Genomic DNA, 24,062 nt, shown 5'->3' with positions numbered 1-24,062 from the left:
ATTGGTTGATTCATCCATGCAAAGTCGCGCGGACCGTCGGCCGGTGCCCCGCCCGCTCAGCGAGGCCGCCGCGCCTTCACGGCGTGTGCCCCCGCGATGTGGTCGGTCAGCGCCAGGGAGGCGCTCGCCCGCTGGTACGAGAGCTGGCCGACGCGCACGTACAGGCAGTCGATGAGCATCAGCACCGAGTGGCGGGCGCCGATGCTGCCGGTGCGGAAACTGGTCTCCGAGGACGAGGAGATCAGCCGGATGTCGGCGGCGCGGGCCAGCGGCGAGCGCGGGTCGGCGGTCAGCGCGACCGCGGTGGCGCCGCGCTCCTTGGCCAGCTCGAACGGCTCGATCACCTCCCGGGTGGCCCCCGAGTGGGAGATGCCGATCGCCACGTCCGCCGGGGTGAGCAGGGCGGCCGAGGTGGTCGCCGCGTGCACCTCGGTCCAGCCGCGCACCGCGCAGCCGATGCGGAACAGCCGGGTCTCCGTCTCCTGCGCGACCGCGCCGCTGCCACCGACGCCGTACACGTCCACCCGCCGGGCACGGGCCACGGCCTGGGCCGCGCGCTCGACCGAGTCCAGGTCGATCCGGTCGATGGTCTGCTGGATGGCCCGCAGATCGGCGGTGCCGACGACCTGCACGACCCGCTCCAGGCTGTCGTCGGGGGAGATGTCCGGCCCGATCTCGGTGTTGCCCCACTCGGAGGACTCGCCCCGGCCCCGCTCCTGGGCCAGCTCGATCAGCAGATGCTGGTACGAGTCGAGGCCGATGGCCCGGCAGAACCGGGTGACCGTGGCCTGCGAGGTGCCGGTACGGCGGCCCAGCTCCGCGGCCGAGCAGTGGGTGACGGCGGCCGGATCCTCCAGGATCAGCTCGCCGACCTTCCGCAGGGAGCCGGCCAGCCGGGGCAGCTCGGTGCGGATCAGGGTGGTGACATCGGTCGAGGGCATGCGAAGAAGGTATCAGCCACCCGTTGACACCACGGCTGAATACCAGGACCGGTCTTTGCTCTCGCACCCGGGGACACCAGGGGGGTGAACTGCGCCATTGCCCTCGATGCGCCGCCTGTGATTCAGTGATTCACTGATAGGTGAGTATGGGGTGGTTCAATCCACCAGTGGGGAGTCTCAGGTGTCCGTCGAGTCCGCCAGCGAGTCCGTGACCGAGCCCGTGAGCGCCGACCGTTTCGCGCGCGAGGGACTGGCCGTCCTGCACCGCCTCACCGAGTCCGCGCGCGCCGACGTGAGCGCCGCCGCCGCCCTGATCGCCGACTGTGTCCGCGAGGACGGTGTCGTCCAGGCCTTCGGCACCGGCCACTCCCAGGCCATGGTCCTGGAACTCGCGGGCCGCGCCGGCGGCTTCGTGCCGACGAACCGGATCCAGATGGCCGACCTCGTCCTCTTCGGCGGCGACCACCCGAGCGGCCTCGACGACCCGCTCCTGGAGCGCGAGCCCGGCGTAGCGGTCCGCCTCTACGAGCTGGCCGACCCCCGCCCCCAGGACCTCTTCGTCGTCATCTCCAACTCCGGCGTCAACAACGTCATCGTCGAGATGGCCCTGCACGCCAAGGAGCGCGGCCACCGCCTCCTCGCGATCACCTCCCTCGCGCACACCACCTCCGTGCCCGCCACCCACCCGAGCGGCCGGAAGCTCGCCGACCTCGCCGACGTCGTCCTCGACAACGCGGCCCCGCGCGGCGACGCCCTGCTGGAGCTGCCCGGCGGCGGCGCGGTCTGCGCCCTCTCCACCCTGACCGGCGTCATGCTCGTCCAGATGACGATCGCCGAGGCCGCCGCCCAGCTCCTCGCCTCCGGCGACCGCCCCCCGGTCTATGTCTCCGCCAATGTGCCCGGCGGCTTCGAGGGCAACCTGGAACTGGAGAAGCGGTACGCCGGACGCATCCGGCGCACCGCCAGCTGATCACCCCACCGGTACGGGGGTGAGCGCCACCGCCAGGGGATAGGCGCCGGTCGTCAACGGCGTCCCGGCCGTGCCGGACGCGGTGTCGACCGGCACCAGCCGGTTCCCGTCGGCCGTGGTGACGTACGCGGTGCCGCCGTCCCAGCCCAGGCCGATGTCGAAGGCGGACCTGCCGACGGTGACCCGCGCACCGGGCGCACCGGTCACCGTGTCGACCGGCGTGGCGTAGTCCCCGGTGCTGGGGCTCACCCACAGCGTCCGCCCGTCCGGTGACAGCCCGAGCCCGTACGCCTGGCCGGAGACGAGGAGCGTCGGCTCGGTGTCCTGGGTCGCCGTGTCGATCGGAGTCACCGTCGACCCACCGGAGTTGGACACGTACACCCGCTTCCCGTCCGGCGCGGCGACGACATTGAACGGCCGCGGGCCGACGGGGATCGCCGCCCCCGCCCTCCGCGTGCTCAGGTCGACCGGCGAGACGGTGTTGTCGTGGATGTTCGCCACGTACAGCGTCCCGCCGTCCGGAGTGATCGCCATGTTCTCCGGCCCCGACCCGACCGCGACGGCCGCGCCCGCCTTCAACGTGCCGGTGTCGACCGGCTGCACTGTGCCGTCGGTGTAGTTGGCGACCCACAGCGTGCCCCCGTCCGGCGTGAGCGCGAGCCCGGCGGGCACGCGTCCCACACCGACCGTGGCGGTGACCTCGCCGCGCGCCACATCGATCACGCTGACCGAATCGGAGCCCTGGTTCGCGGCATAGGCGGTACGGCCGTCGGCGCTCACCACCACCTCACCGGGGTTGGCGCCGACGGCGATGTCGGTGCTCTTCCCGGAGGACAGGTCGATCGAACTGACCGAAGCCCCGCTGAAGTTGGCCGTCAGGGCTCTCGGCGTGCCCGCCCCGTCGGTGACCTGGACCGGGACGGCCCGGTCCAGGACGCCCGCGCCGGACAGCACGACGGAGTGCACACCCTCGGTGACACCGGTCAGGGTGACGGTGGCCGTGGCGCTGCCCCCGGCCGGGACGGACACGGTGCCCTCGGTGGACGAGGCGGTGACCCCGTCCGGCACGGCGAGCTTCCAGGTGACCGACCGTGCCTCGGCGGCGGACGAGAAGCGGAGGGTCACCGCCTCGGAGGCGCCGGGCCTCAGGGAGATCGCCCCCGGTGCGAAGGAGGCGTCGACACCGGGATCGGGGGCGTGCTGGAGCATCGCCGTGTACAGGAACTGGTCCATCACCCCGGCCGACACCTGCTGTGGAATCGCGTCCAGCGCCTTCCGCTCGCCCCGCAGCCGGTTCCAGTACGCCGACACGGCCTCGGAGTCACCGCGCTTGCCGGCCAGCAGCAGATTCACGGCGGTCAGCCCGGCGGTGCCGTACGCGCCGACCTTGTCCAGCCAGGGCGAAGTCTCCTTCAGGAACCCGGGGTTGGCGAGCCGGGCGCGCAGTTCGGCGGGGGTGGCGGCCATGTCGGTGAAGTACGACCGGAGCGCGGTGGCCGCCCGGTCGAGTCCGCTGTCCTTCTCGTACGCCTCACGGAACGCGGCGACGAGCCCGGTGAGGGTCGGGGACTCGGTGGCGTCGAGCTGGGAGGAGTAGCTGTTCTCGGCGAAGATCCGCAGCCATTTCGCGGCGCCGGGACCCGCCGCCAGATCCCGCACGGAGGCGAGGAAGGCGGCCCGCGGGTCGTAGGCGTCCGCGTTCCACAGATAGGCCGCCGAGGTGAACAGCGCGAGCCTGCTCGCCTCGGCCTGGACCATCGGGTTGGCGGTGACACCGACCGACTCACGCGCCACACCGGCCTCCCGGCCCGTGTAGGGCCCGAGGAGGAGACGGCTGGTGACGTAGTCGTTGACCGGGTAGTTGTCCCACACCAGGATCGGATGCCCGTACACCTCACGGGCCTGCCGCAGCTGCGCGGCGGTGATCGTCGGCGCGATCACCCCGACCCCGGTCCACTCGACGACGACGTCCGGGTCCAACTCCTCCCGCAGCGCCTTCTTGTACGGGGTGTCCGCGAGGTCGGAGTACTCGGTGGGGACCATCTCCAGCGGGTCGAGTCCGGTGCGGCCGGCGGAGAACTCCTCCCACACCCGGTTCAGCAGATGCGCCTGGGCGGCACCCGCGCCGCCGCCCCCGCCGCCGAACTCCTCCTCGTCCGCCGCGCAGTTCCACTTGGTGTAGCTGATGTCGTCCAGCGGGACGGCGAACGAGCGCACCCCGATGTCGTACAGCGAGGCGAACTTGCGGACCAGCGCGGTGATGTCGTCGCCGGAGGAGTAGCAGACCGACAGACCGGGCGAGAGGGCGTAGGTGAAGCGGACGTGGTTGGCGGCGGCCCGGTCGACCAGTTCGCGCAACTGCCCGAGCCGGTCGGCCGGGTACGCGTCGCGCCACCGCTCCCGCAGATAGGGGTCGTCCTTGGGGGAGTAGACGTACACGTTCTGCTTGGTGCGGCCGTAGAAGTCGAGCTGGCTCAGCCGCTCGGCCTGGGTCCACGGGGTGCCGTAGAAGCCCTCGATCACACCCCTCAGTCTCGCCGTGGGCCAGTCGCGGACGGTGACCTCAGGCAGGCGCTTGCCGGTGAGGAGCTGGCGGAGGGTCTGGGCGGCGTAGAAGGTGCCGGTGGTGTCGGTGCCGGAGAGGGCGAGCAGGGCGCGACCGGAGTGTCCCGCCTGTCGTCCGGAGGCGAGGACGTACCCCTCCGCGGGCAGCCCGGCGGGGGACTTGACGCCGAGCCGCTTCAACGCGCCCGCGGTGGCCGGGTTCTCGCCGGGCCCGCCGACATAGACGGTGAGTCCGGCGGCGGGCGGACGTTTCCCGGCCGGCACGGTGACGATCCGGTCGGCCCCGGCCGCCCGCAGCGCGGCCTCGACGACCCGGCGGGCGGCGGGGTCGGTCTCCGGCCCGACCACCTCCACCACCCGGTCCGGGACGGCGAGTCGACGCCCACCGCCCTCGATGTGCCGGGGCGTCGGCCACACCTCGGGGACGGCGGGGGAGGCTGGCGCGGCGACGGCCACCGACGGAAGCGAGGGAAGGGTCAGGCTCAGAGCCAGCAACAGCGCCCACCGCAACCGGCGGGGTCTGTGGGGGTGTTCGGTACGTGGGAGGAAAGAGGTGATTGAAGCCATCGAGGAATGCTAGAGATGCTGAATCGATCATTCAAGAGCCCGAACTCGACCGGCCGCGGTTCTCCTCCGGCCCCTCCGTCGGCCACCTCCGCCCCCGCATCGACCCGCCGCAACGCGCAACCGGCGATGAGCTGGGTCATCGAACCCGAGAACGCGCCCGAGGCGGCGACGACCAGGCTGCCGACCGTGATCGGCGGCCCGCCGGCGACCAGCGGGCGCCCGCGCCCGAAGAGGTCGCCGAGCACGCCGAAGTTCAGTTCCAGGATCGCCGTCGGCAGGGTGAACGCGGCCGGGATCCAGGCCGGTGCGGCGACCGACACCCCGAGATCCCGCTGGATCTCCCCTGGGTGGGGTGGTTCATGAGGGCTCTCCAGGGCGGTAAGTCCTGAATATTCGGATGTATGTTTCGTCGAGCAGGACGCTGCATCTTCCTTCACTCTCTCGTCAAGAGGCGTGCCCCTTTCGGTTGCCCACTGGCTCGATTGACGCACTGCACTTCCCGACCTAAGGTCCTGAATAACGGAAAAGCAATCCTGAAGAAAGAGACACTCATGTCGATCATCGGCCTCGGACACACCGGCTTCTGGGTCGACGACCTGGAGAAGATGCGCGACTTCTACGCCCGGGTCCTCGGACTGACCGTGACCGACGAGGACGAGGAGCGGGGCATCGTGTTCTTCTCGTCCCGCCCCGAGGAGGAGCACCACGAGTTCGTGCTCCAGCGCGGCCGGACCGCCGCGCCCGGCGCCAAGCTCAGCCACCAGGTGTCCTGGCGGGTCGACTCGCTGGAGTCGATCATCGACTTCCACCACCGGTTCCGCGCCGAGGGCATCGAGGTCCAGCAGGAGGTCACCCACGGCAACGCGATCGGGATCTACTTCTTCGACCCCGAGGGCAACCGCAACGAGGTCTATCTGCGCGTCGAGCGCGACGTGCGCCAGCCGTTCCGCAAGAGCATCGACCTCGACCAGTCCCCGCGGGACATCCTCGACGAGGCCGAACGGCTGCTGACCGAGGGCGGCCCGGCCTACCAGCCCGTCCAGTAGCCCCAGCCACCGCCGCACGACGGAGCGCCCTCATGACAGAGCCCTCACCGCCCGCCGTCCTGGTCGTCGGAGCCGGCCCGACCGGACTGACGGCCGCCCATCTGCTCGGCTCCCGGGGCGTCCGCGTCCTGCTGGTGGAACGGAACGCCACCACCAGCGACGCCGCCAAGGCCATCAGTCTCGACGACGAATCGCTGCGCACCCTGCAGTCGGCCGGCCTCGACGAAGCGGTCCGCCCGATCATCGTGCCCGGCACCGGCACCAAGTACTTCGGCATCGGCGGACGCCCGCTCGTGCACGCCCGCGGCACCGGCGACCAGCGTTTCGGGCACCCCTTCAAGAACCCCTTCGCCCAGCCCGACCTGGAACGGGTCCTGCGCGAGAGGCTGCGCCGACTCCCCACGGTCGACGTCCGCTTCGGCACCCGGCTGACGGCTCTGGACCAGCGCCCCGACGGCGTACGGGTCTCCCTGCGCGCCGGCGGCGAGGACGGACCCGTCGAGACCTCGGACGTCTCCTACGTCCTCGGCTGCGACGGCGGTCGCAGCACCGTGCGCGAGCTGCTGTCCGTCCCCATGCGCGGGCGCAGCTTCCCCGAGGTGTGGCTGGTCGCCGACACCCTGGGCGACGGGCACGACCAGCGCTACGGCATGCACCACGGCGACCCGGACCGGCCCGTCGTCATCGTCCCCGGGCGGGACGGCCGCTGCCGCTACGAGTTCCGCCTCCGGCCGGACGAGTGCGCGGCGGGCACCCCACCCCCCTTCGCCCTGGTGCGCGAACTCCTGCGCCCCTACCGGGAGATCGCACCGGAGGAGGTGGAGCGCGCCGTCGCGTACAGCTTCCACGCGCTGCTGGCCGACCGGCTGCGCGACGGCCGCTGCTTCCTCCTCGGCGACGCCGCCCACATGATGCCCCCGTTCGCCGGGCAGGGCCTCAACTCCGGGGTGCGCGACGCCGCCAACCTCTGCTGGAAGATCGCCGACGTCCTCGCGGGCCGGGCCGACGACACCCTCCTCGACACCTACGACACCGAGCGCCGCCCGCACGCCCGAGCCGTCATCGACCTCTCCGTACGCCTCGGCCGCGTCGTCATGACCACCAGCCGGACCCGCGCCCGTCTGCGCGACCTGCTGGTCCGTGCGGCCATGCGCACCCCGCCCGGACGCCGCTATCTCACCGAGATGCGCTACCGCCCCGACACCCGTCTGCGCGACGGGGCCGTGGTCCATCTCGACGACCGCCCGCGGCCGTTGACCGGAACGGCGCTGCCGCAGCCCCAGGTGCTGTGCGGCCCGCACCACCGGCGCACCCGACTCGACGACGTCCTCGGCCGGGACTGGAGCCTGCTCGGCATCGACGTGCCGGACGCCGCCTGGCCGGCCGTCACCCGGTCCGGCCTTCCGGACGCCACCCGCGTGGACGTCCACCTCGGCGACCGTGCGCCCCGCGACCGTGACGGCCGCACCGGCATCGCCGACGCCGACGGCCGCCTCGACACCCTTTTCGCCGCTCTGACCGGCCACTTCGTCCTCGTCCGCCCCGACCGCGTGGTGGCGGCCGTGTTCACCCCGGACCGGGCCGGGCTCGTGGGCACACGGCTGCGGCACGCCACCGGAGCCGGCGGACACCCCCGAACCCACCTTCACCCCCACCCTCAGGGAGTACACCGATGAGGCTCGCCACCGTCCGTCTCGCCGACGGGTACGAGACCACCACCGTCGCCCGGCAGGAGGGCCAGGAACTCGTCCTGCTGCCGTACGCCGACGTCGGTGCCCTGCTGGCCTGCGGGGACCGCTGGCGGGAGTGGGCCGCCCGGGACGGCGAGCGCGTCCCGCTCGCCGACGCGTCCCTCGCCCCCCTGGTGCCCCACCCGAACAAGATCGTCTGCCTGGGCCTCAACTACGCCACCCACATCAAGGAGATGGGCCGCCCCACCCCCACCCACCCCACCCTGTTCGCCAAGTTCGACGGCTCCCTCGTCGGCGCGCGGGACGACATCCACATGCCGTCCGTCAGCGACGACCTCGACTGGGAGGCCGAACTCGGCGTCGTCATCGGCCGTCCCGGCCGCCGCATAGCGCGGGAGGCGGCCCTGGACCACGTCGCCGGCTACACGGTCGTCAACGACGTCACCGTCCGGGACTGGCAGCACCGCACCAGGGAGTTCCTCTCCGGCAAGACCTTCGAGGCGACCACCCCGGTCGGCCCCCTGCTCGTCACCCCCGACGAACTCCCGCCCGGCGCCTCGGGCCTGACCATCTCCTGCGCGGTCGACGGACACGTCACACAGAAGTCCAACACGGCCGACCTGCTCTTCGACGTGGCCGAGATCATCGCGTACGTCAGCACCATCATCACGCTGCTGCCCGGCGACCTGATCTGCACCGGGACCCCGGGCGGCGTGGGCGCGGGCCGCGATCCGAAGGTGTTCCTGCGGCCGGGGCAGGAACTCGTCACCACGGTCGAGGGCATCGGCGAACTGCGCAACACCGTGGTCAAGGACCAGCCGTAACCGCCGCACGAGGGAGGCGACCGGGCGCGGTCGACGACGATCCGCGCCCGCCCGCCACAGTGCCCCGCACGGCAGGAAACGCCTCCCCCGCCTACCGCGACCGCAACTCCACGGCCGACCGGGCGCTCGACATCCTGACCATGTTCGACGACACCGGCCTCGTCTTCTCCGGCACGGCGGTGGCCGAGCGGCCCGGCGCCGCCCGCTCCACCGCGTACCGCTACCTCCAGAGCCTTGTCGCGACATCACCGACCGCATCACCGTCGTCGCGGGCTGACCCGCCAACAGACGCCCACGGACGCCCACGGGGGCCTCGCGAGCCACGGGGCCTCGCGGAATCCGGTGGGAGCCACCGGCATCTTGCGGTGACCGGCTGGAACTGGCTAGCGTGAGCGAGGTCGAGTAAACGTTTTCTGTATCGTGGAGCGCCCTCATGACCCTCACCCATCTGTGCTGGGGGAGCGACGAGTTGTCGCTCCTCGTGTCCCTCGACCCGGCCGGACCGGCACGGCTGTCGGCCGTGGGGGAGGTGGCGGGGCTGCCCGACCCCGGGCGGGAGCCCGGGGTGTGCGAGCGGCTCGCGCGGCGGGCGCTGCCCCTGGTGGAGGTCCAGGTCGCGGGCGGTGGGCGGCTCGGCACCTCGGGCAAGCGGCATGTGGACGGGGCGCTGTCGCGAGGGCTGCGCTGCACCGGCCACGAGGAGGAGGCCGACTCCGGGACACGGACGTTGCGTGTCCGGATGGCCGACGACGCCACCGGGCTGCGGGTGACCGCCGTGTACCGGCTGCGGGACGGCGTACCCGTGCTGCACGCCGAGGCCCGGGTCAAGAACGCCGGCGATTCCCCGGTCACCCTGGAATACGTTTCCTCTCTCGCTCTGTCCAACCTGGCCCGCAGTCTCCCGCCCGGCGAGCGCTGGGAGGACGGCCTCTCCCTCTGGCTGGCCGCCAACCCCTGGAGCGGCGAGTTCCGCTGGTCCCGGGCCACCCTCGCCGCACGCGGCCTGTACGACGTCGGCATGGTCGCGTACGGCCAGACCGGGTCGAAGAACCGTGTCGCCGTGACCAGCACCGGGGCATGGTCCTCGTCCGAGTACCTGCCCATGGGGTGTCTGGAGGAGACGGCGACCGGCCGGGCCCTGCTCTGGCAGATCGAGCACAACGGCTCCTGGCACGCCGAACTGGGCGACCGCTTCGACGACGTGTACCTCACCCTGTCCGGCCCCACGGACCGTGAACACCACTGGCGCCGCCGCCTCGCCCCGGGCGAGTCCTTCCGTACGGTCCCGGCCGCCGTCGCCCTCGTACCGGAAGGCGGCCCGGAGGCGGCCCTCGCCGCGCTGACGGCACACCGGCGGGCCACCCGCCGGCCGCATCCGGACCTCGACCGGCTCCCCGTCGTCTTCAACGACTTCATGAACAGCCTGATGGGCGAGCCCAGCACCGAGGCGCTGCTCCCCCTGGTCGACGCGGCAGCGGCGGCGGGCGCCGAGGTGTTCTGTGTCGACGCGGGCTGGTACGACGCCGAGCCACCGGGCGCGGTCGGCCCCGGCGGGGTGCCGGGCTGGTGGGACGCGGTGGGGGAGTGGGAGGAGTCGAAGTCGCGGTTCCCCGGCGGGCTCCGCGAGGTCGTCGACCGGATCCGCGCGGCGGGCATGGTGCCGGGGCTGTGGCTGGAGCCGGAGGTCGTGGGGGTGCGCAGCGCGGTCGCCGCCGAACTGCCCGACGAGGCGTTCTTCCGACGGGACGGCGTCCGCCTCGTGGAGTGGGGCCGCCACCAGCTCGATCTGCGCCACCCGGCCGCCCGCGCCCACCTCGACGGGGTCGTGGACCGGCTCGTACGCGACTACGGCGTCGGCTATCTCAAGCTCGACCACAACATCGACATCGGCGCGGGCACCGACGGCCCCGACGGTACCGACAGCCCCGGCGACGGCCTCCTCGGCCACAACCGCGCCCATCTCGACTGGCTCGACGGTGTCCTCGACCGCCATCCCGGTCTGGTCCTGGAGAGCTGCGCGGCCGGCGGCAGCCGCACCGACCACGCGATCCTCTCCCGGCTGCCCATCCACTCGGTCACCGACCAGCAGGACTTCCGGCTGCTCCCGGCCGTGGCCGCCGCCGCCCCCACGGCCGTCACCCCGGAACAGGGCGCGATCTGGGCGTACCCGCAGCCAGGGCACACCGCCGCCGAACTCGGCACGGTACTGGTGTCGGCGATGCTCGGCCGCGTCCACCTCAGTGGCCGTCCCGACCTCCTGGACGACGCGCGATCGGCCCTGGTCCGCGAGGCCCTCGCCACGTACAAGACCTACCGCCACCTCCTGCCCACCGCCCGCCCGCACTGGCCCCTCGGGTTCCCGGGCTGGCGCGACGGTCTGCTCGCCCTCGCGCTGACCGCCGAGGACGGTACGACCCTGTTGGCGCTGTGGCGGCGCGAAGGGGCGCCCGCGACGGTGGAGTTGACGCTGCCGGGGGTCGGCGGCGGTCCGCCCCGGGTGCTGTTCGAGGCGGGGGAGCGTACGAACCTCGACTGGAACGCGTCGGGTCATGTGCTGCGGGTGACCCTGCCGGTGGAGGGGTCGGCGGTGCTGATCGCCTTCGACGGGACCTCGCGTTCGGTCGTTCGGTCATGGGGAGGGAAAATCTGAGCGGATCCGCCGACGGGCGGCAGGACGCGGCGGGATAGAAAGGGACCATGACTGAACGCGATGGTCTGGCAAGTGACGTGGACGACGTCGATGAGGTGACGCGCGCGGTGCTCACCGCGTCGCGGCTGTTGGTCGCGATCTCCGCACGGTCACTCGCCGCCGTCGGGGAGCGGGTGACGCTGCCGCAGTTCCGGATGCTGGTGGTGCTGTCCACGCGGGGCGCCACGAAACTCGTCGTGCTCGCCGATCAGCTCCAGGTCGCCCCGTCCACCGCGATGCGCATGGTCGACCGGCTGATCGCGGCCGGACTCGCCGACCGGCAGACCAACCCCGACAACCGCCGCGAGACCCTGCTGCGGCTCACCGACGAGGGCCGGCGCGCCGTCGAGGAGGTCATGGCCCGGCGGCGCACCGAACTCGCCACGGTCGTCGAGCGCCTCGCTCCGCACCAACGGGCGGCGCTCGTCGACGCGTTGACCGCGTTCAACACGGCGGGCGGGGAACCGGCGGCCCCGGCGCCGGACGACACGGAGACGTACCCGCTCGGCTGGGTCGACACATGGGTGGGCCGGGGAGCCTGAGCCCTCGCGGGGCGGTCAGTCCACGGTGGAACCGTCCGCCCCGGTCGCGGAGTTGTCCGCCGAGCCGCTCCCGGAGCCGTCCGTCGAGCCGTCCGTCGAGCCGTCCGTGGGCGGGGCCGTCGGGGCGGTCGTCCGCACGTTCAGATCCGGGCGGGGCGTCAGCACGACCATCGGCGCTCCCGGCTGCGGCACGGGCGGGGTGACCTGCTCCGAGGGGAGCTTCGGCGGGTTGGTCTGCTGGTAGTTGACCTGGTCGTGGTTGACCAGGCCGGTCTTCTCCAGCACGGTGATGTGGTCGAGCACGGTGTCGTTGGCGAGGTCGGCCAGCTGGCGCACCATGGTGTTCCGGGTGCTGGCGCGGATCTTGGCGATGGTCGGGAAGATCTGCCCGTGGGTGACCCGCATGATGGTGACCGCGGTCGAGTCGAACTCCTTGCCGGTGGCCGCGTCGGCGGTCGCCACGAACTGCTGCTGTTGTGGGCTGGCCTGGTTGTTGAGGGTGATGCCCAGTTCGGGCGCGATCTTGCGGCACAGCTCGTCGAGGCCCGCGTGCCCGACGACCAGATGCTCACCGGCCTCCTTCATCTCCGGTGTCGTACCGCGCTCCATGGCCATCTCGCCGAGCGGGTACTCCCACAGCCCGGCGGCACGCACCTTGATGACGAAGTCCCGGTCCGCCTCCGTGAGGGGGCCGTACTGGGTGTTGGCGATGATCCGCTCGGGGGTGGCGGACGTGTTCTCCACACCGACCATGGCGGGATAGGCGAGCGCGGCGACGGTCATCAGCAGACCGCCGCTCACGAAGATCGTTCCGATGCTCCATGTGCGACGCATGTAAAGGGCACCTCCTGGCAGGGGAGTCGGTCGCCAAGGGGTACGGACGGGACCGCCGAATGAATCATTGCGCTGGGTAAAATTTGCAGTGTGCTCGAATCCAGTGGCGAGGACGGCGACGGTGTGGGCGACATAAGGTGCTTTTCGGGTACTTCCGCTGTCCCTTTGTGACACCGAGCGCGAACGGTGAGTGGTGAGCGGTGAGTGGTGAGCAGGGATGAACGCCTACAACGGGCCCGCCGTCTCCCGGTCGGAGTTCGACGCGCTCTTCGAGGCGGTCCGTACGTGGGGACGCTGGGAGCGGGCCGATCGCGGGGCCTGGAACCGGGTGACCGCCGACCATGTGCGGCGGGCCGTGGGGAGCGTGCGGTCGGGGGTGGTCGTGCCGATGGCACTGCCGTGGAACACCCGGCCGGGTCCGGACAACCGGAAGCCCGCCCTGCACCACATGACCGATCTGGGGGATGTGGAGAGCCCGGAGCCCACGACCCACAAGGACTTCATCGCCGCCGACTACCACGGCAAGGGCGTCACCCATCTCGACGCCCTCAGTCACATCGCCTATCGCGGACTGCTCTACGACGGCCGCCCGGCCCGGGAGGCGGTGGGCGCCGCCGGGGCCCGGTTCGGCGCGGTCTCCGCGCTCGGCCCGCTCGTCACGAGAGGGGTGCTCCTCGACCTGCCCGCCGTCCTCGGTGTCCGCTGGCTGGAGCCGGGGCGCGCGGTGCGTGCCGGGGACGTCCTCGCCGCCGAGGAGGCGCTCGGTGTGACCATCGGCGACGGCGACGCGGTGCTGCTGCGCTCCGGACACGTCCGCCGCCGGCGGGAACTCGGCGCCTGGGACCCCGACGCGGCGAGCGCCGGGTTCCATGTGGACGCCGTGCCCCTGCTGGCCGAACGGGGGGTCGCGCTGCTCGGGGGCGACGGTGACAGTGATGTGCGGCCGTCTCCCGTGGCGGGCGTGCACTCCCCGGTCCACGCCCTGGCGGTGACCGCGATGGGGGTGCCGTTGCTGGACAACCTCGACCTCGAAGCGCTCGCGGAGGCGACCGCCGAGGCGGGGCGATACGAGTTCCTGCTTGTCGTGGCCCCGCTGAATGTCCCGGGCGGAACGGGGTCACCTGTCAACCCGGTCGCGGTTCTTTGAGGGGCGGGTTCTTTGTCCGCGGGTGGGTGGGGCGCCCGCCCCTACCCGGTCACCGCGTGTGAGGAAACCCCTGAACCGTGACTCATGTTGCTGATGCCCGTATCCTCGTCAATGCCAGATATTTCCGATAAGCGGATTGTCCAGGGCGCGAGTGAGGCCAGCGTGGTGCGGTCCGACGACGAGCCGATACTCCCGGGACGTGCGACAGACGGCACGGGTCCCACCCTTTTCCGTGAGCGGTTTCTCCAGGGCGAGCCGCTGGAGACCGGCGTGCGCACCTCGATCCTCAGCTCCTGGCGGCGCTGCCGGTCCCTGGGGCTGTCGCCGGACCGTTCCGACCTCCCTTTCCGCGACGACTTCGACCGGGACGACCGGATCGCCCGCGCCGCCGTACCCGTCCTCGACCGGCTGGAGTCCAGGTTCGCCGGCAGCGCCATGAACATCTCCGTCGCCGACGCGAACGGCACGGTGCTGCTGCGCAGGTTCGGACAGACGTCGCTGGCCAGAGGGCTTCCGGACATCCAGACCGTCCCCGGGTTCGTGTTCGCCGAGCGGTTCGCCGGCACCAACGGCATCGGGCTCGCCCTCGCGGAACGCCGCCTGATCCGGGTCTACGGCGCCGAGCACTTCGCCGAACGCTCCCAGGCCAGCGCCTGCCGCGCGCTCCCCGTGCGCGACCCGCTCAGCGGCCGTATCGAGGGCGTTCTGTGCTTCGGCTACCCCCGAGGCTTCGAGCACCCCGCCCTCGACGCCGTGATCCGCAAGGCGGGCGCCGCCATCGAGCGACGGCTGCTGGGCCAGAGCTCCGTACGGGAGCGATCCCTGCTGCGGGCCTACCTGGACGCCGGGGCCGAGGCCGGCGCCGGCCCGCACCACAGCGTCGGCGTCGACGAACTGGCCCTCGGACTGCGCCCCGTCGACCGGGCCACCCTCCTGGAGAAGGCCGCCGAGCTGATCTCCCGCGCACAGCGAGCCGCCGTCGACGTCCCCCTGACCGACGGCAGGCGGGTCACCCTCGTGAGCCGCCCGATGACCAGCGCCTCCGGCGTCGAGGGCATCGCCGTCGAGGCCGTGCTGCCCGGTGTTCCACGGCACGAGCCGCTCGCCGCCCCGCGCCCGGCCGGGCAGGTGCTGAACGTCCCCGTCGAGCCCGCGCCCGCCCTCGGGCCCTCCGACATCCCGGCCGCCCGGCGCCTGTCGAGCAGCCCCCTCGCCGTGGCCCCCGGCCCGCTGCCCGCCGTCCCGGCCCCCGGCCGGATGCGCGGCGCCGCGTCCCCCGGCAGGATCACCGCGGGCGTCGACGGCACCGCGACCGGCGGTCCCGGCTCCGTGCCCCCCGAGAGAGGACTCCTGATGGTGGGGGAGCCCCATGTCGGCACCTACGCCCTGGCCGCGCGCCGCCGACTGGAGCTGCTGTCCGAGGCCAGCGCCCGGATCGGCACCACCCTGGACGTACGCCGCACCGCCCAGGAACTCGCCGAGACGGCCGTCCCCCGCCTCGCCGACTTCGTCACCATCGACCTCGCCGAACCCGTGCTGCGCGGCGAGGAGGCCGCCGACCCGCGCACCGATCTGCGCCGCACGGTGGTCCACGGCATCCGGGACGACCTCCCCTTCAGCCCCGTCGGCAAACAGGTCGACTACGGCCCGAACGTCCCGCAGCTGCGCTGTCTGACCAGCGGGGAAGCGGTCCTGGAGCCCGACCTGAGGACGGCCGCGGGCTGGCTCGCGCAGGACCCCGAGCACACCGACCGGCTGCTCGGCCACGTCCACTCCCTCATCGCGGTGCCCCTGGTCGCCCGTGGCGTCGTCCTCGGCGTCGCCGCCTTCTACCGGGCGCAGGACCCCGCCCCCTTCGGCGACGACGACCGCTCGCTGGCCCGCGAACTCGCCAGCCGGGCCGCCCTGTCCATCGACAACGCCCGCCGCTACACCCGTGAACGCACCATGGTCCTGGCCCTCCAGCGCAGCCTGCTCCCGCAGGGGCTCCCCGACCAGGACTCCGTCGAGGTCGCCCACCGCTATCTGCCCGCCGAGTCCGACGTCGGCGGCGACTGGTACGACGTCATCCCGCTCTCCGGCACCCGCGTCGGCCTCTTCGTCGGCGACGTCGTCGGCCACGGCATGCTCTCCGCCGCCACCATGGGCCGCGTCCGCACGGCCGCCCGCAGCTTCGCCGAACTCGACTTCCCGCCGGACGAGGTCCTCACCCACCTCGACAACCTCGTGGGTCGTCTGGACCGCGAGGACCCCGTCTCCGACGGCGGCGGCATCATCGGCGCGACCTGCCTGTACGCCGTCTACGACCCGACCTCGCAGCAGTGCACCCTGGCCCGCGCCGGCCATCCGCCGCCCGCCGTGGTCCAGCCCGACGGCACCGTGTCGTTCCCCGAACTGCCCGCCGGACCCCCGCTCGGCCTCGGCGGCCTGCCCTTCGAGTCCGTCGACATCCATCTGCCCGAGGGCAGCCGGCTGGTCCTCTACACCGACGGACTCATCGAGGACCGGGACCGCGACGTCGACGTGGTCCTCGACCAGCTGCGCGCCGCCCTCGCCCACCCCGAGCACACCCCCGAGGAGACCTGCCGGGCCGTCCTGGACACCGTGGCCTCCGCCCACCCCTGCGACGACATCGCCCTGCTCGTCGCCCGCACCCACGCCTTCGACCCGGACCGTGTCGCCGGCTGGGAACTGCCCGCCGACCCGGCCCGCGTCAGCGAGGTCCGCGCCGCCGCCATGCGCCAACTCGCCGACTGGGGGCTCCACGAGGCCGCGTTCGCCGCCGAACTGATGCTCAGCGAACTGGTCACCAACGCCGTCCGGCACGGCGGCGGACCCATCCGGGTACGGCTGCTGCGCGACCGCTCCCTGATCTGCGAGGTCGCCGACACCAGCAGCACCGCCCCGCATCTGCGCCGGGCGGCCACCACCGACGAGGGCGGACGCGGCCTGTTCCTGGTCGCCCAGCTGTCCCAGAGCTGGGGCACCCGCTACACCCCGGAGGGCAAGGTCATCTGGGCCGAGTGCGGACTCGACGGCGGCTGACGGGACCGACGCCCCGGGCCGGGCACTGACCCGTTGGGGTCATCGGCGGTGGCTAAATGCCGTAAATGAAGTGATATGAGCGGTTAGCATCGCTGGCGCAAGTCGAAGTCGGGAAGAACCCGCCAGGCCGACCCCCGGAGCTGTCCGTGCACGACGCTCACGACACCTCTGCGCAGCCGGCCCCGCCCAGCGGGCCGGAACCGCTGGTCCGTGTCCGCGGCCTCACCAAACGATTCGGCGGCACCCTCGCCCTGGCCGGGGTCGACCTCGACGTCCGCGCGGGCAGCGTCCTCGCGCTCCTCGGCCCCAACGGAGCCGGAAAGTCCACCCTCATCAAGATCCTCGCCGGTGTCCACCACGCCGACGCGGGCCTGGTCACCGTGGACGGGCACCCGCTCGGGAGCCACGCCGCCGCCTCGCGGATGTCCTTCATCCACCAGGACCTCGGGCTCGTGGAGTGGATGACGGTCGCCGAGAACATCGCCCTGAGCACCGGGTACGCGCGCCGCGCCGGACTGATCTCCTGGCGGCGCACCCGGGACCGCTGCACCGAGGCCCTGGCGCTCGTCGGCGGACACCTCGACCCCGACGCCCCGATCGCCCGGCTCGCCCCCGCCGAACGGTCCCTGGTCGCCATCGCCCGCGCCCTGGCCACCCGGGCGCGGCTCGTCGTCCTCGACGAACCGACCGCCCGCCTCCCCGCCGCCGACTGCGCCCGCCTCTTCCGCGTCCTGCACACCCTGCGCGACCGGGGCCACGGCATCCTCTACGTCAGCCACCGCCTCGACGAGGTGTACGAGGTCGCCGACACCTTCGCCGTCCTGCGCGACGGCCGTCTCGTCAGCCACGGCTCCACGGCCGGCCACAGCCCGCCGCGCCTGGTGCGCGACATCACCGGCGAGGAACCGTCCGGCCCCGGCCCCGCCGAGGCACCGACCGGTCACCCTCCCGCCGCCGCACGGCCCTCCCGCCGCCCCGCCGCCGCACGGCCCGGTGACCCGGTGGTGCTGACCCTCGACGGCGTACGCGCCTCCGGCACGGCACCGGTCGACCTGGAGCTGAGAGCGGGGGAGGCCCTCGGCCTGGTCGGACTCTCGGGCGCCGGACACACCGACCTGGGCCGGGCCCTCGCCGGCGCCCGGCCCCTCCTCGGCGGCCACGTCCTGCTGGACGGCGGCCCGTACCGCCCCCGTACGGTCGCCGACGCCGTCGCCCACGGAGTCGCCCTCGTCCCCGGCGACCGGCAGCGCGAGAGCTGTCTCGCCGAACTGACCGTCCGCGAGAACCTGTTGGCCAACCCCCGGGCCGGGGACGGGCCGGTACCGCGCTGGATCCGCCCCCGCCGGGAACGCGCCGAGGCGACCGCCCTGATCGACCGGTTCTCGGTGCGGCCCCGGGACAGCGAGGCCACCATCGCCACCCTGTCCGGCGGCAACCAGCAGAAGGTCGTGATCGGCCGCTGGCTGCGGACCGGACTGCGGCTGCTGATCCTGGAGGAGCCGACGGCGAGCGTGGACATCGGCGCCAAGGCGGCCGTCCACCGACTGCTCGACGAGGCGCTGGCCCGGGGCCTCGCGATCCTCCTCATCTCCACCGACTTCGAGGAGGTCGCGGGGGTGTGCGGACGAGCCCTGGTCTTCGTCCGGGGAGCGGTGACGGCCGAGCTGAGCGGTCCGGCCCTCACGGTCGCGGGACTGACCCGGGCGGCCTCGGCCATGCCCCCCGCCGGCACCGCGACGACCCCGTGACGGCCCCGCCCTCCCCGCCCACGCACCGCCGGCGCCCCCGGCGCGGGTCCGGCCTCGGCCTCGGCACCGGCGGGCATCTCATCGGCGCCTACGGCCTCCTCGGCCTCACCGCCCTGCTCGTCCTGGTCTTCTCGCTGGCCCTGCCGCGGACCTTCCCCACCCTGGACACCCTCGACTCGATCCTCTCCGCCCAGTCGATCCCGGCCGTCCTCGCGCTCGCCGCCATGGTCCCCATCGTCACCGGCGCGTTCGACCTGTCCATCGGCTACGGCCTCGGCCTCGCGCACGTCATGGTGCTCTACCTCGTCGTCGAGGCGGGCTGGCCCTGGCCGCTCGCCTGTCTCGTCGTGATCGCCGGCGGTCTGGTCGTGGGCGTACTCAACGGCGTCGTCGTCGAGTTCGGCCGGATCGACTCCTTCATCGCCACCCTCGGCACCGGCAGCATGATGTTCGCCGTGACCGGCTGGATCACCGACGGTGGCCGGATCGTCCCCGGCCCCCAGGGCCTGCCGCCCGCCTTCACCGACCTCTACACCTCCACCTTCCTCGGCCTCCCCGTCCCCGCCTTCTACGTACTGGCGCTCGCGGTCGTCCTCTGGCTGGTGCTGGAGCGGCTGCCGATCGGCCGCTGTCTGTACGTCGTCGGGTCCAACCCGCGCGCCGCCGACCTGGTGGGCATCCCCGTCCGCGAGTACACCGTCTGCGCCTTCGCCGCGTCCGGCCTGATCGTCGGCTTCGCCGGGGTGCTCCTCGCGGCCCAGCAGCAGATCGGCAACCCCAGCGTCGGCCTCGACTATCTGCTGCCCGCCTTCGTCGGAGCCCTCCTCGGCTCCACCGCCATCAAACCCGGCCGCCCCAACGCCCTGGGCACCCTCGTCGCCGTCGCGGTCCTCGCCGTCGGCCTCACCGGCATCGCCCAGCTGGGCGCCGACTTCTGGACCGTGCCCCTGTTCCACGGCGGCACCCTGCTCCTCGCCGTCGGCCTGGCCGGCTACGCCGCCCGCCGCCGGATGCGCACCGGCGCCTTCGCCGCCCGCGACGCGCCCGCCGAGGCCTCGGAGCCACCGCCCGCCCCGCCGCCGACGGCCGGAAGCGCCCCATGACCCCCGGCGCGCCGCCCGCCACCGAGTCCGCCGCCGCCGCGATCCGGCCGCGTTCTCCCGCTCGTCCCTCCGCGAGGAGTCTTCGTGCACCACACCCGCAAGGCCCACTCCGGCGCCACCCCGGCCCGGTACGCGGCGACCGCCCTGCTGACCGTGACCAGCGCCCTGCTCGCCGGCTGCGAACGCGGATCGTCGAGCGGCACGGACGCCACCGCCACCGGCAGGAGCGGCTGCCCCGAGGCCCACGCCGAGGCGCGGACCGCCGTCGGCCGGGCGGAACGCACCGACGTCCCCTGGAACGGCCCGACCACCGGCCCCGAGGCCGTGACCGGCCGGACCCTCGTCTACGTCGCCCAGACCATGACCAACCCCGGAGTGGCGGGTGCCGCCGAGGGCGTCCGGGAGGCCGCGCGGGTCATCGGCTGGAACGTCCGGGTGATCGACGGCGGCGGCACCCCGGCCGGCATCCAGGCGGCGATGAGCGAGGCGGTGACCCTGCGGCCCTCGGGCATCGTCATCGGCGGCTTCGACCCCAACGCGACCGCGCAGCAGATCGCCCGCGCCGAACGGGCGGACATCCCCCTGATCGGCTGGCACGCCGTCGCCGCGCCCGGCCCCAGCCGGCGCCCCGCCCTCTTCACCAACGTCACCACCCAGGTCGAAGAGGTCGCCCGGATCAGCGCCCAGTGGGTCATCTCGACCTCCAACGGCGACGCGGGCGTCGTGATCTTCACCGACGCCTCGATCCCCTTCGCCAAGAACAAGTCCGACCTGATCAGGGAGGAACTCGCCACCTGCGCGGGCGTGGACCTCCTGGCGCACGAGAACATCCCGATCTCCGACGCGAGCAGCCGCACACCCCGTGAGGTGTCCTCGCTCCTCTCCCGTTTCCAGGGCCGCTGGACGTACTCCGTGGCCATCAACGACCTGTACTTCGCCGACGCCGCGCCCGCCTTCCGCGCGGCCGGCAAGGACGGCTCCGGACCGCCCTTCAACATCGGCGCCGGGGACGGCGACCCCTCCGCGTTCCAGCGCGTCAACAGCGGCCAGTACCAGGCGGCCACCGTCCCCGAACCGCTCTCCCTCCAGGGCTGGCAGATCGTCGACGAGTTCAACCGCGCCTTCTCCGACCGGCCCGCCAGCGGCTATGTGGCGCCCGTCCACATCAGTACGGCCGACAACAGCGACGGCGCCACGAGCTGGGACCCGACGGGCTACCGGGAGGGGTACCGGAAGATCTGGGGCAGATGAGACCGAGGCGGAAGGGGCCCGCGTCGGATCGGGGCGCCGCCCCGGGTCACAGCCGCAGGACGATCAGCGCGGTGTCGTCGGTGTTGCCGGAGGCCGGAAGGAGATCGCCGAGCAGGGCGTCGGCCAGGGTCTCGGGGTCTTGCTCGCGATGGTGGGCCAGGGAGTCCGCGAGGCGCTCCAGACCGGTGTCGATGCCCTCGGTACGGCGCTCGATCAACCCGTCCGTGTACAGGACCAGGGCCGAGTCCTCGACGAAGGGGATCCGGACCTGGGGGCGGGCCACCTGGACGGGCCGGGCGGCGAGCGGCGGGTCGGTGGCGCCGTCGAGGAAGGTGACGGTGCCGTCCGGGTGCTCCAGGGCGGGCGGCGGGTGGCCCGCGCGGCTGTAGGTGATGGTGTGGCTGTCCCAGCCGATGAAGGTCGTCACACAGGTGGTCGACTCGGCGCCCTCCACGGAGCGGGCGTACACGTCGAGGGCCTCCAGGGCCTGGGCCGGGCCGTCGGCGACCCGGGTGGCCCCGCTCAGCGCGCTGCGCAGCTGCCCCATGGCACAGGCCGCCGCCAGACCGTGGCCCACGACGTCGCCCACCGCCACCGCGAGGCCCTTGCCGGGCAGTCCGACCAGGTCGTACCAGTCCGATCGCGGAGGACATGGTCCGCGTCAGTCGTCCCGGGGCTCCGATGAGCGCCACGCTGGCGGTGATCAACCGTCTGGGCAAGGCCATCGACGGGCCTGCCGGTGACCTCGAAGCGGCGGCCGAACGCGTCGCGGGGCGCGTAGGGGCCGCTGTCGGGGCGCTCCGAGCCTTCCTTCAATGGGCGGCCGACACTCCGCGCGGCGAATGGCCGGAGGGTGCGGCGGAGGTGCTCGACCAAGTGGTGACCGCGTGCTCGCAGCCGCAGAACTTCACTGCCGAGTTCCAGGAGGTGATCGCACTGATCAACATGTTCGGCTCCTCCAGCAGGCATCTGCGCAGGCCCGCCCGGCGGATCGCCCGGTCCTTCCAGACCTTGTTCCGCAGCGTGACCGCGCTGGAAGAGTGGCGGAGCACGGCCGTGGAGATCAGGCAGGGCTGACCTCCACGGCTTCCGTAGCACCGAGGGGCGCCCGGATTCACTCCGGGCGGCCTTCTCGTCGGCTGTGGCCGGGGCAGTCCCGACGGTCAGAAGATGCCGGGGCCCGGGGTCAGGATGCCCTTCGGGTCGTACCGGTTCTTCCAGGAGCGGAACTGCGGCCACAGCGAGCCGTAGTGGGCCTGCCAGTCGGCCGCGGTGAAGGGGCAGGCGCCGTGCGGGTAGCGGACGCCGCCGACCGCGGCGGCGTCCTGGTAGTAGCGGTAGTTGCGGTCCATCATCCGCGTCGCGAAATCGGGGTCGGGGCCGGACCGCGCCGCGTCCGTCAGCACGCTGACCAGCCAGACCCACGGGCCGGTCGTGTCGTCGGGGAGCCGCAGCAGGGGGCGGCCGTAGGTCGACCGCAGCATCGGGAACACCAGGCCGAAACCGGTCGGTCCCAGGTCCTCGGCGGTCAGGGACGAGAACACCGTCTCGACGTAGTCCTCCACGGCGCCGTCCGGCAGGAAGAGGTCCGACCAGGGCTTGACCTTCGCGTCCCAGTCCAGGTTCGCCGCGAAGGAGTCGTACAGGTTCGTGACCAGGGAGATGTAGTCGAGATAGGGGGCGTCCTCGAAGACGGCCGAGTCGGCGGCCGGGCCGAGTCCGCGCAGCAGCCGGGAGCCGTCGGGGGTCTCGTCGGGGTTGTGGAAGACGGTCGCCCACAGCGTCAGGGGCTGTGCGGTGCCGGGCTGGGGGATGCTGCCGAGCGAGTCGAACTCGCCGCGGTTCGCGAGGACGCGGACGTCCTGGAAGAACGTCGGGATGTCCGCGTAGCCGATCCGGTACGTGCGGGCCAGCTGCTTGGCCGGGACCAGGTCGACGGTCGCCCGGGTGATCACGCCGCACTGGCCGAGTCCGGCGAGCGCCGCCTCGAACAGGTCGCTGTTCTGGGTGTCGGAGCACCACTTCGTCCGGCCCCCGCCCGTGACCACCTGGAGCCGCCGGGCGTGGTCGACCTGGGCGCCTGCCCGGTAGGCGGACATCATCCCGATGCCGCCCATGGACAGGGTCCCGCCGACCGTCGTTCCGAGGTAGCTGGTGATCGAGGCGGGGGTGAGGCCCTGCTCGTACGCCGCCGCTATGAGGTCCTTCCACAGCACGCCGGCGTCGACGTCGGCGCCGTTCGTGCCGATCGAGTGGATCGTCTCCAGCGACCGCATCTCGATGACGAGGCCCCCGCTGACGAGCGGCTGGCCGAACATCGCGTGGTGGGCGCCGGCCGGTGCGACCTCGATGCCGTGGTCGGCGCAGAAGCCGACCATCTTCCCGATGTCCTGGACCGAACCCGGCCGGAGCACCGCGCAGGGTCTTCTGACGAAGATGTTGCCCTGGTCGTGCGCGTTCGCCGCGAGGGACTCCGCGTCGAAGGCGAGGGTGCCGTCGAGGGACGGCGCGGCGGCGAAGGACGTGCTGTCCGCCGCCGCGGCCTCGGCGACCCACTGCCGGTTGACGAGGTCGAAGCCGGCCACGAGGGCGAGGGTCCCGGCCGCGAACCGGGTGAGGAACTGACGCCTGTTGACGGCACCGTCCGCTGGGTGTGACATGCCTGTCTCCGTGATGTGCACGCGGCGGGGCGTCGGCGCACCGCCGCTGGTTCGTCTTGCCCTTGGCGCGAAATCAGCTGAGCGAGCCGTGTGGGCCGACGGCGACCGGCGGTTGTGCGTGCGCGCACGAATGCCCTGCCCCGAGTCCGGAGCAGGGCCGGTGGTCTCCCCCCACAGCGTTCCCCCCGAAGTTCCGCTTGCGGCCCATCATCGCTCCCGGAGGGCCGCCGCGCGATGGGTGGAACCGCCAACTGTGGCCGAATCCAAGGCCGGTGAGCGCCGATGTCACACCGCGCTTCGGATACCTGTCGGTCGGTCGGATTCGGCCATGGCGCGAATCGGTGTACGGGATGTTCCGGTTCGGCGCAACTGTCGGGAGGGCCGCCCCTGTTGACGATCCGTCATCAGCGTGAGTGATGATACGATCACCGCACTTACC

General features: G+C 72.7%; 18 protein-coding genes and 2 pseudogenes. 14 read left to right on the top strand and 6 right to left on the bottom strand.

The window, feature by feature from the left end; genetic code table 11:
• Positions 1-56: 56 nt before the first annotated feature.
• Entirely contained in the window at positions 57-941 is an 885-nt protein-coding gene (locus F9278_RS05290) for a MurR/RpiR family transcriptional regulator (RefSeq protein WP_152167224.1), read from the bottom strand.
• 181 nt (positions 942-1,122) lie between these two features.
• Here F9278_RS05290 and F9278_RS05285 point away from each other — a divergent pair, with 181 nt between their 5' ends.
• Positions 1,123-1,911 carry a sugar isomerase domain-containing protein gene (locus F9278_RS05285; protein WP_152167223.1) on the top strand — a complete coding sequence of 263 codons (789 nt, stop codon included), beginning with the start codon at positions 1,123-1,125 and terminating at the stop codon, positions 1,909-1,911.
• Here the strand turns inward: F9278_RS05285 and F9278_RS05280 are convergent, their stop codons facing one another.
• Both F9278_RS05280 and F9278_RS46885 read right to left on the bottom strand, forming a co-directional pair.
• Positions 1,912-4,971, bottom strand: coding sequence for a beta-N-acetylglucosaminidase domain-containing protein (locus tag F9278_RS05280; RefSeq protein WP_226966645.1), 3,060 nt, complete (start codon positions 4,969-4,971; stop codon positions 1,912-1,914).
• On the bottom strand, positions 4,959-5,363 hold the full coding sequence (locus F9278_RS46885; protein WP_226966644.1) for a hypothetical protein: 405 nt from the start codon (positions 5,361-5,363) through the stop codon (positions 4,959-4,961). The genes F9278_RS05280 and F9278_RS46885 overlap by 13 nt, the downstream gene beginning before the upstream one ends.
• A gap of 231 nt (positions 5,364-5,594) precedes the next feature.
• Between F9278_RS46885 and F9278_RS05270 the strand changes: the two genes are divergently transcribed.
• The 7 genes and pseudogenes from F9278_RS05270 to F9278_RS05245 all read left to right on the top strand — a co-directional run bounded on the left by F9278_RS05270 (position 5,595) and on the right by F9278_RS05245 (position 11,835).
• Positions 5,595-6,089 carry a VOC family protein gene (locus tag F9278_RS05270; RefSeq protein WP_152167221.1) on the top strand — a complete coding sequence of 165 codons (495 nt, stop codon included), beginning with the start codon at positions 5,595-5,597 and terminating at the stop codon, positions 6,087-6,089.
• A gap of 32 nt (positions 6,090-6,121) precedes the next feature.
• Positions 6,122-6,202: pseudogene (locus F9278_RS48655) on the top strand (hypothetical protein); the annotation flags it as partial.
• Entirely contained in the window at positions 6,191-7,765 is a 1,575-nt protein-coding gene (locus F9278_RS05265; protein WP_404819002.1) for an FAD-dependent monooxygenase, read from the top strand. The pseudogene F9278_RS48655 and the gene F9278_RS05265, both read left to right, overlap by 12 nt.
• Positions 7,762-8,604: a fumarylacetoacetate hydrolase family protein gene (locus F9278_RS05260; RefSeq protein ID WP_152167219.1), complete on the top strand. Its 843-nt coding sequence runs from the start codon at positions 7,762-7,764 to the stop codon at positions 8,602-8,604. The genes F9278_RS05265 and F9278_RS05260 overlap by 4 nt, the downstream gene beginning before the upstream one ends.
• A gap of 59 nt (positions 8,605-8,663) precedes the next feature.
• Complete coding sequence (locus F9278_RS46880) at positions 8,664-8,996, top strand: helix-turn-helix domain-containing protein (protein WP_226966643.1); 333 nt, start codon at positions 8,664-8,666, stop codon at positions 8,994-8,996.
• A gap of 41 nt (positions 8,997-9,037) precedes the next feature.
• Entirely contained in the window at positions 9,038-11,254 is a 2,217-nt protein-coding gene (locus F9278_RS05250; protein ID WP_152167218.1) for a glycoside hydrolase family 36 protein, read from the top strand.
• Between the two features lie 47 nt (positions 11,255-11,301).
• On the top strand, positions 11,302-11,835 hold the full coding sequence (locus tag F9278_RS05245) for a MarR family winged helix-turn-helix transcriptional regulator (protein WP_152167217.1): 534 nt from the start codon (positions 11,302-11,304) through the stop codon (positions 11,833-11,835).
• 15 nt (positions 11,836-11,850) lie between these two features.
• Here the strand turns inward: F9278_RS05245 and F9278_RS05240 are convergent, their stop codons facing one another.
• The gene (locus F9278_RS05240) at positions 11,851-12,669 is read right to left on the bottom strand and encodes a DUF4142 domain-containing protein (RefSeq protein WP_152167216.1); all 819 of its coding nucleotides are present in this window, start codon (positions 12,667-12,669) and stop codon (positions 11,851-11,853) included.
• A gap of 217 nt (positions 12,670-12,886) precedes the next feature.
• Here F9278_RS05240 and F9278_RS05235 point away from each other — a divergent pair, with 217 nt between their 5' ends.
• The 5 genes from F9278_RS05235 to F9278_RS05215 all read left to right on the top strand — a co-directional run bounded on the left by F9278_RS05235 (position 12,887) and on the right by F9278_RS05215 (position 20,963).
• Entirely contained in the window at positions 12,887-13,816 is a 930-nt protein-coding gene (locus F9278_RS05235) for a cyclase family protein (RefSeq protein WP_152167215.1), read from the top strand.
• 162 nt (positions 13,817-13,978) lie between these two features.
• A complete protein-coding gene (locus F9278_RS05230; RefSeq protein ID WP_152167214.1) occupies positions 13,979-16,861 on the top strand; it encodes a SpoIIE family protein phosphatase in 2,883 nt (960 codons plus the stop codon).
• 146 nt (positions 16,862-17,007) lie between these two features.
• Positions 17,008-18,609, top strand: coding sequence for a sugar ABC transporter ATP-binding protein (locus tag F9278_RS05225; protein ID WP_152167213.1), 1,602 nt, complete (start codon positions 17,008-17,010; stop codon positions 18,607-18,609).
• Positions 18,606-19,712: an ABC transporter permease gene (locus F9278_RS05220; protein ID WP_152167212.1), complete on the top strand. Its 1,107-nt coding sequence runs from the start codon at positions 18,606-18,608 to the stop codon at positions 19,710-19,712. Before F9278_RS05225 ends, F9278_RS05220 begins: the two co-directional genes overlap by 4 nt.
• An 84-nt stretch (positions 19,713-19,796) precedes the next feature.
• On the top strand, positions 19,797-20,963 hold the full coding sequence (locus F9278_RS05215) for a substrate-binding domain-containing protein (RefSeq protein WP_152167211.1): 1,167 nt from the start codon (positions 19,797-19,799) through the stop codon (positions 20,961-20,963).
• Positions 20,964-21,009: 46 nt separating this feature from the next.
• Here F9278_RS05215 and F9278_RS05210 read toward each other — a convergent pair.
• A pseudogene (locus F9278_RS05210) lies at positions 21,010-21,600 on the bottom strand (PP2C family protein-serine/threonine phosphatase); the annotation flags it as partial.
• Between the two features lie 44 nt (positions 21,601-21,644).
• On the opposite strand from F9278_RS05210, the gene F9278_RS05205 reads away from it, so the two are divergent.
• Complete coding sequence (locus tag F9278_RS05205) at positions 21,645-22,040, top strand: hypothetical protein (protein WP_193241375.1); 396 nt, start codon at positions 21,645-21,647, stop codon at positions 22,038-22,040.
• An 86-nt stretch (positions 22,041-22,126) separates the two neighbouring features.
• On the opposite strand, the gene F9278_RS05200 is transcribed toward F9278_RS05205, so the two are convergent.
• Complete coding sequence (locus tag F9278_RS05200; RefSeq protein WP_152167210.1) at positions 22,127-23,623, bottom strand: FAD-binding protein; 1,497 nt, start codon at positions 23,621-23,623, stop codon at positions 22,127-22,129.
• Between the last annotated feature and the right edge of the window lie 439 nt (positions 23,624-24,062).

The organism is Streptomyces phaeolivaceus, from assembly GCF_009184865.1.
Lineage (GTDB): Bacteria > Actinomycetota > Actinomycetes > Streptomycetales > Streptomycetaceae > Streptomyces > Streptomyces phaeolivaceus.
This window is presented reverse-complemented; position numbering and strand designations above follow the sequence as displayed.

What these genes read in the sequence shown, in the direction of transcription:
- F9278_RS05290 (WP_152167224.1), bottom strand. Translation starts at nt 941, where the DNA reads ATGCCCTCGACCGATGTCACCACCCTGATCCGCACCGAGCTGCCCCGG.
- F9278_RS05270 (WP_152167221.1), top strand. Translation starts at nt 5,595, where the DNA reads ATGTCGATCATCGGCCTCGGACACACCGGCTTCTGGGTCGACGACCTG.
- F9278_RS05260 (WP_152167219.1), top strand. Translation starts at nt 7,762, where the DNA reads ATGAGGCTCGCCACCGTCCGTCTCGCCGACGGGTACGAGACCACCACC.
- F9278_RS05250 (WP_152167218.1), top strand. Translation starts at nt 9,038, where the DNA reads ATGACCCTCACCCATCTGTGCTGGGGGAGCGACGAGTTGTCGCTCCTC.
- F9278_RS05245 (WP_152167217.1), top strand. Translation starts at nt 11,302, where the DNA reads ATGACTGAACGCGATGGTCTGGCAAGTGACGTGGACGACGTCGATGAG.
- F9278_RS05240 (WP_152167216.1), bottom strand. Translation starts at nt 12,669, where the DNA reads ATGCGTCGCACATGGAGCATCGGAACGATCTTCGTGAGCGGCGGTCTG.
- F9278_RS05235 (WP_152167215.1), top strand. Translation starts at nt 12,887, where the DNA reads ATGAACGCCTACAACGGGCCCGCCGTCTCCCGGTCGGAGTTCGACGCG.
- F9278_RS05205 (WP_193241375.1), top strand. Translation starts at nt 21,645, where the DNA reads ATGAGCGCCACGCTGGCGGTGATCAACCGTCTGGGCAAGGCCATCGAC.
- F9278_RS05200 (WP_152167210.1), bottom strand. Translation starts at nt 23,623, where the DNA reads ATGTCACACCCAGCGGACGGTGCCGTCAACAGGCGTCAGTTCCTCACC.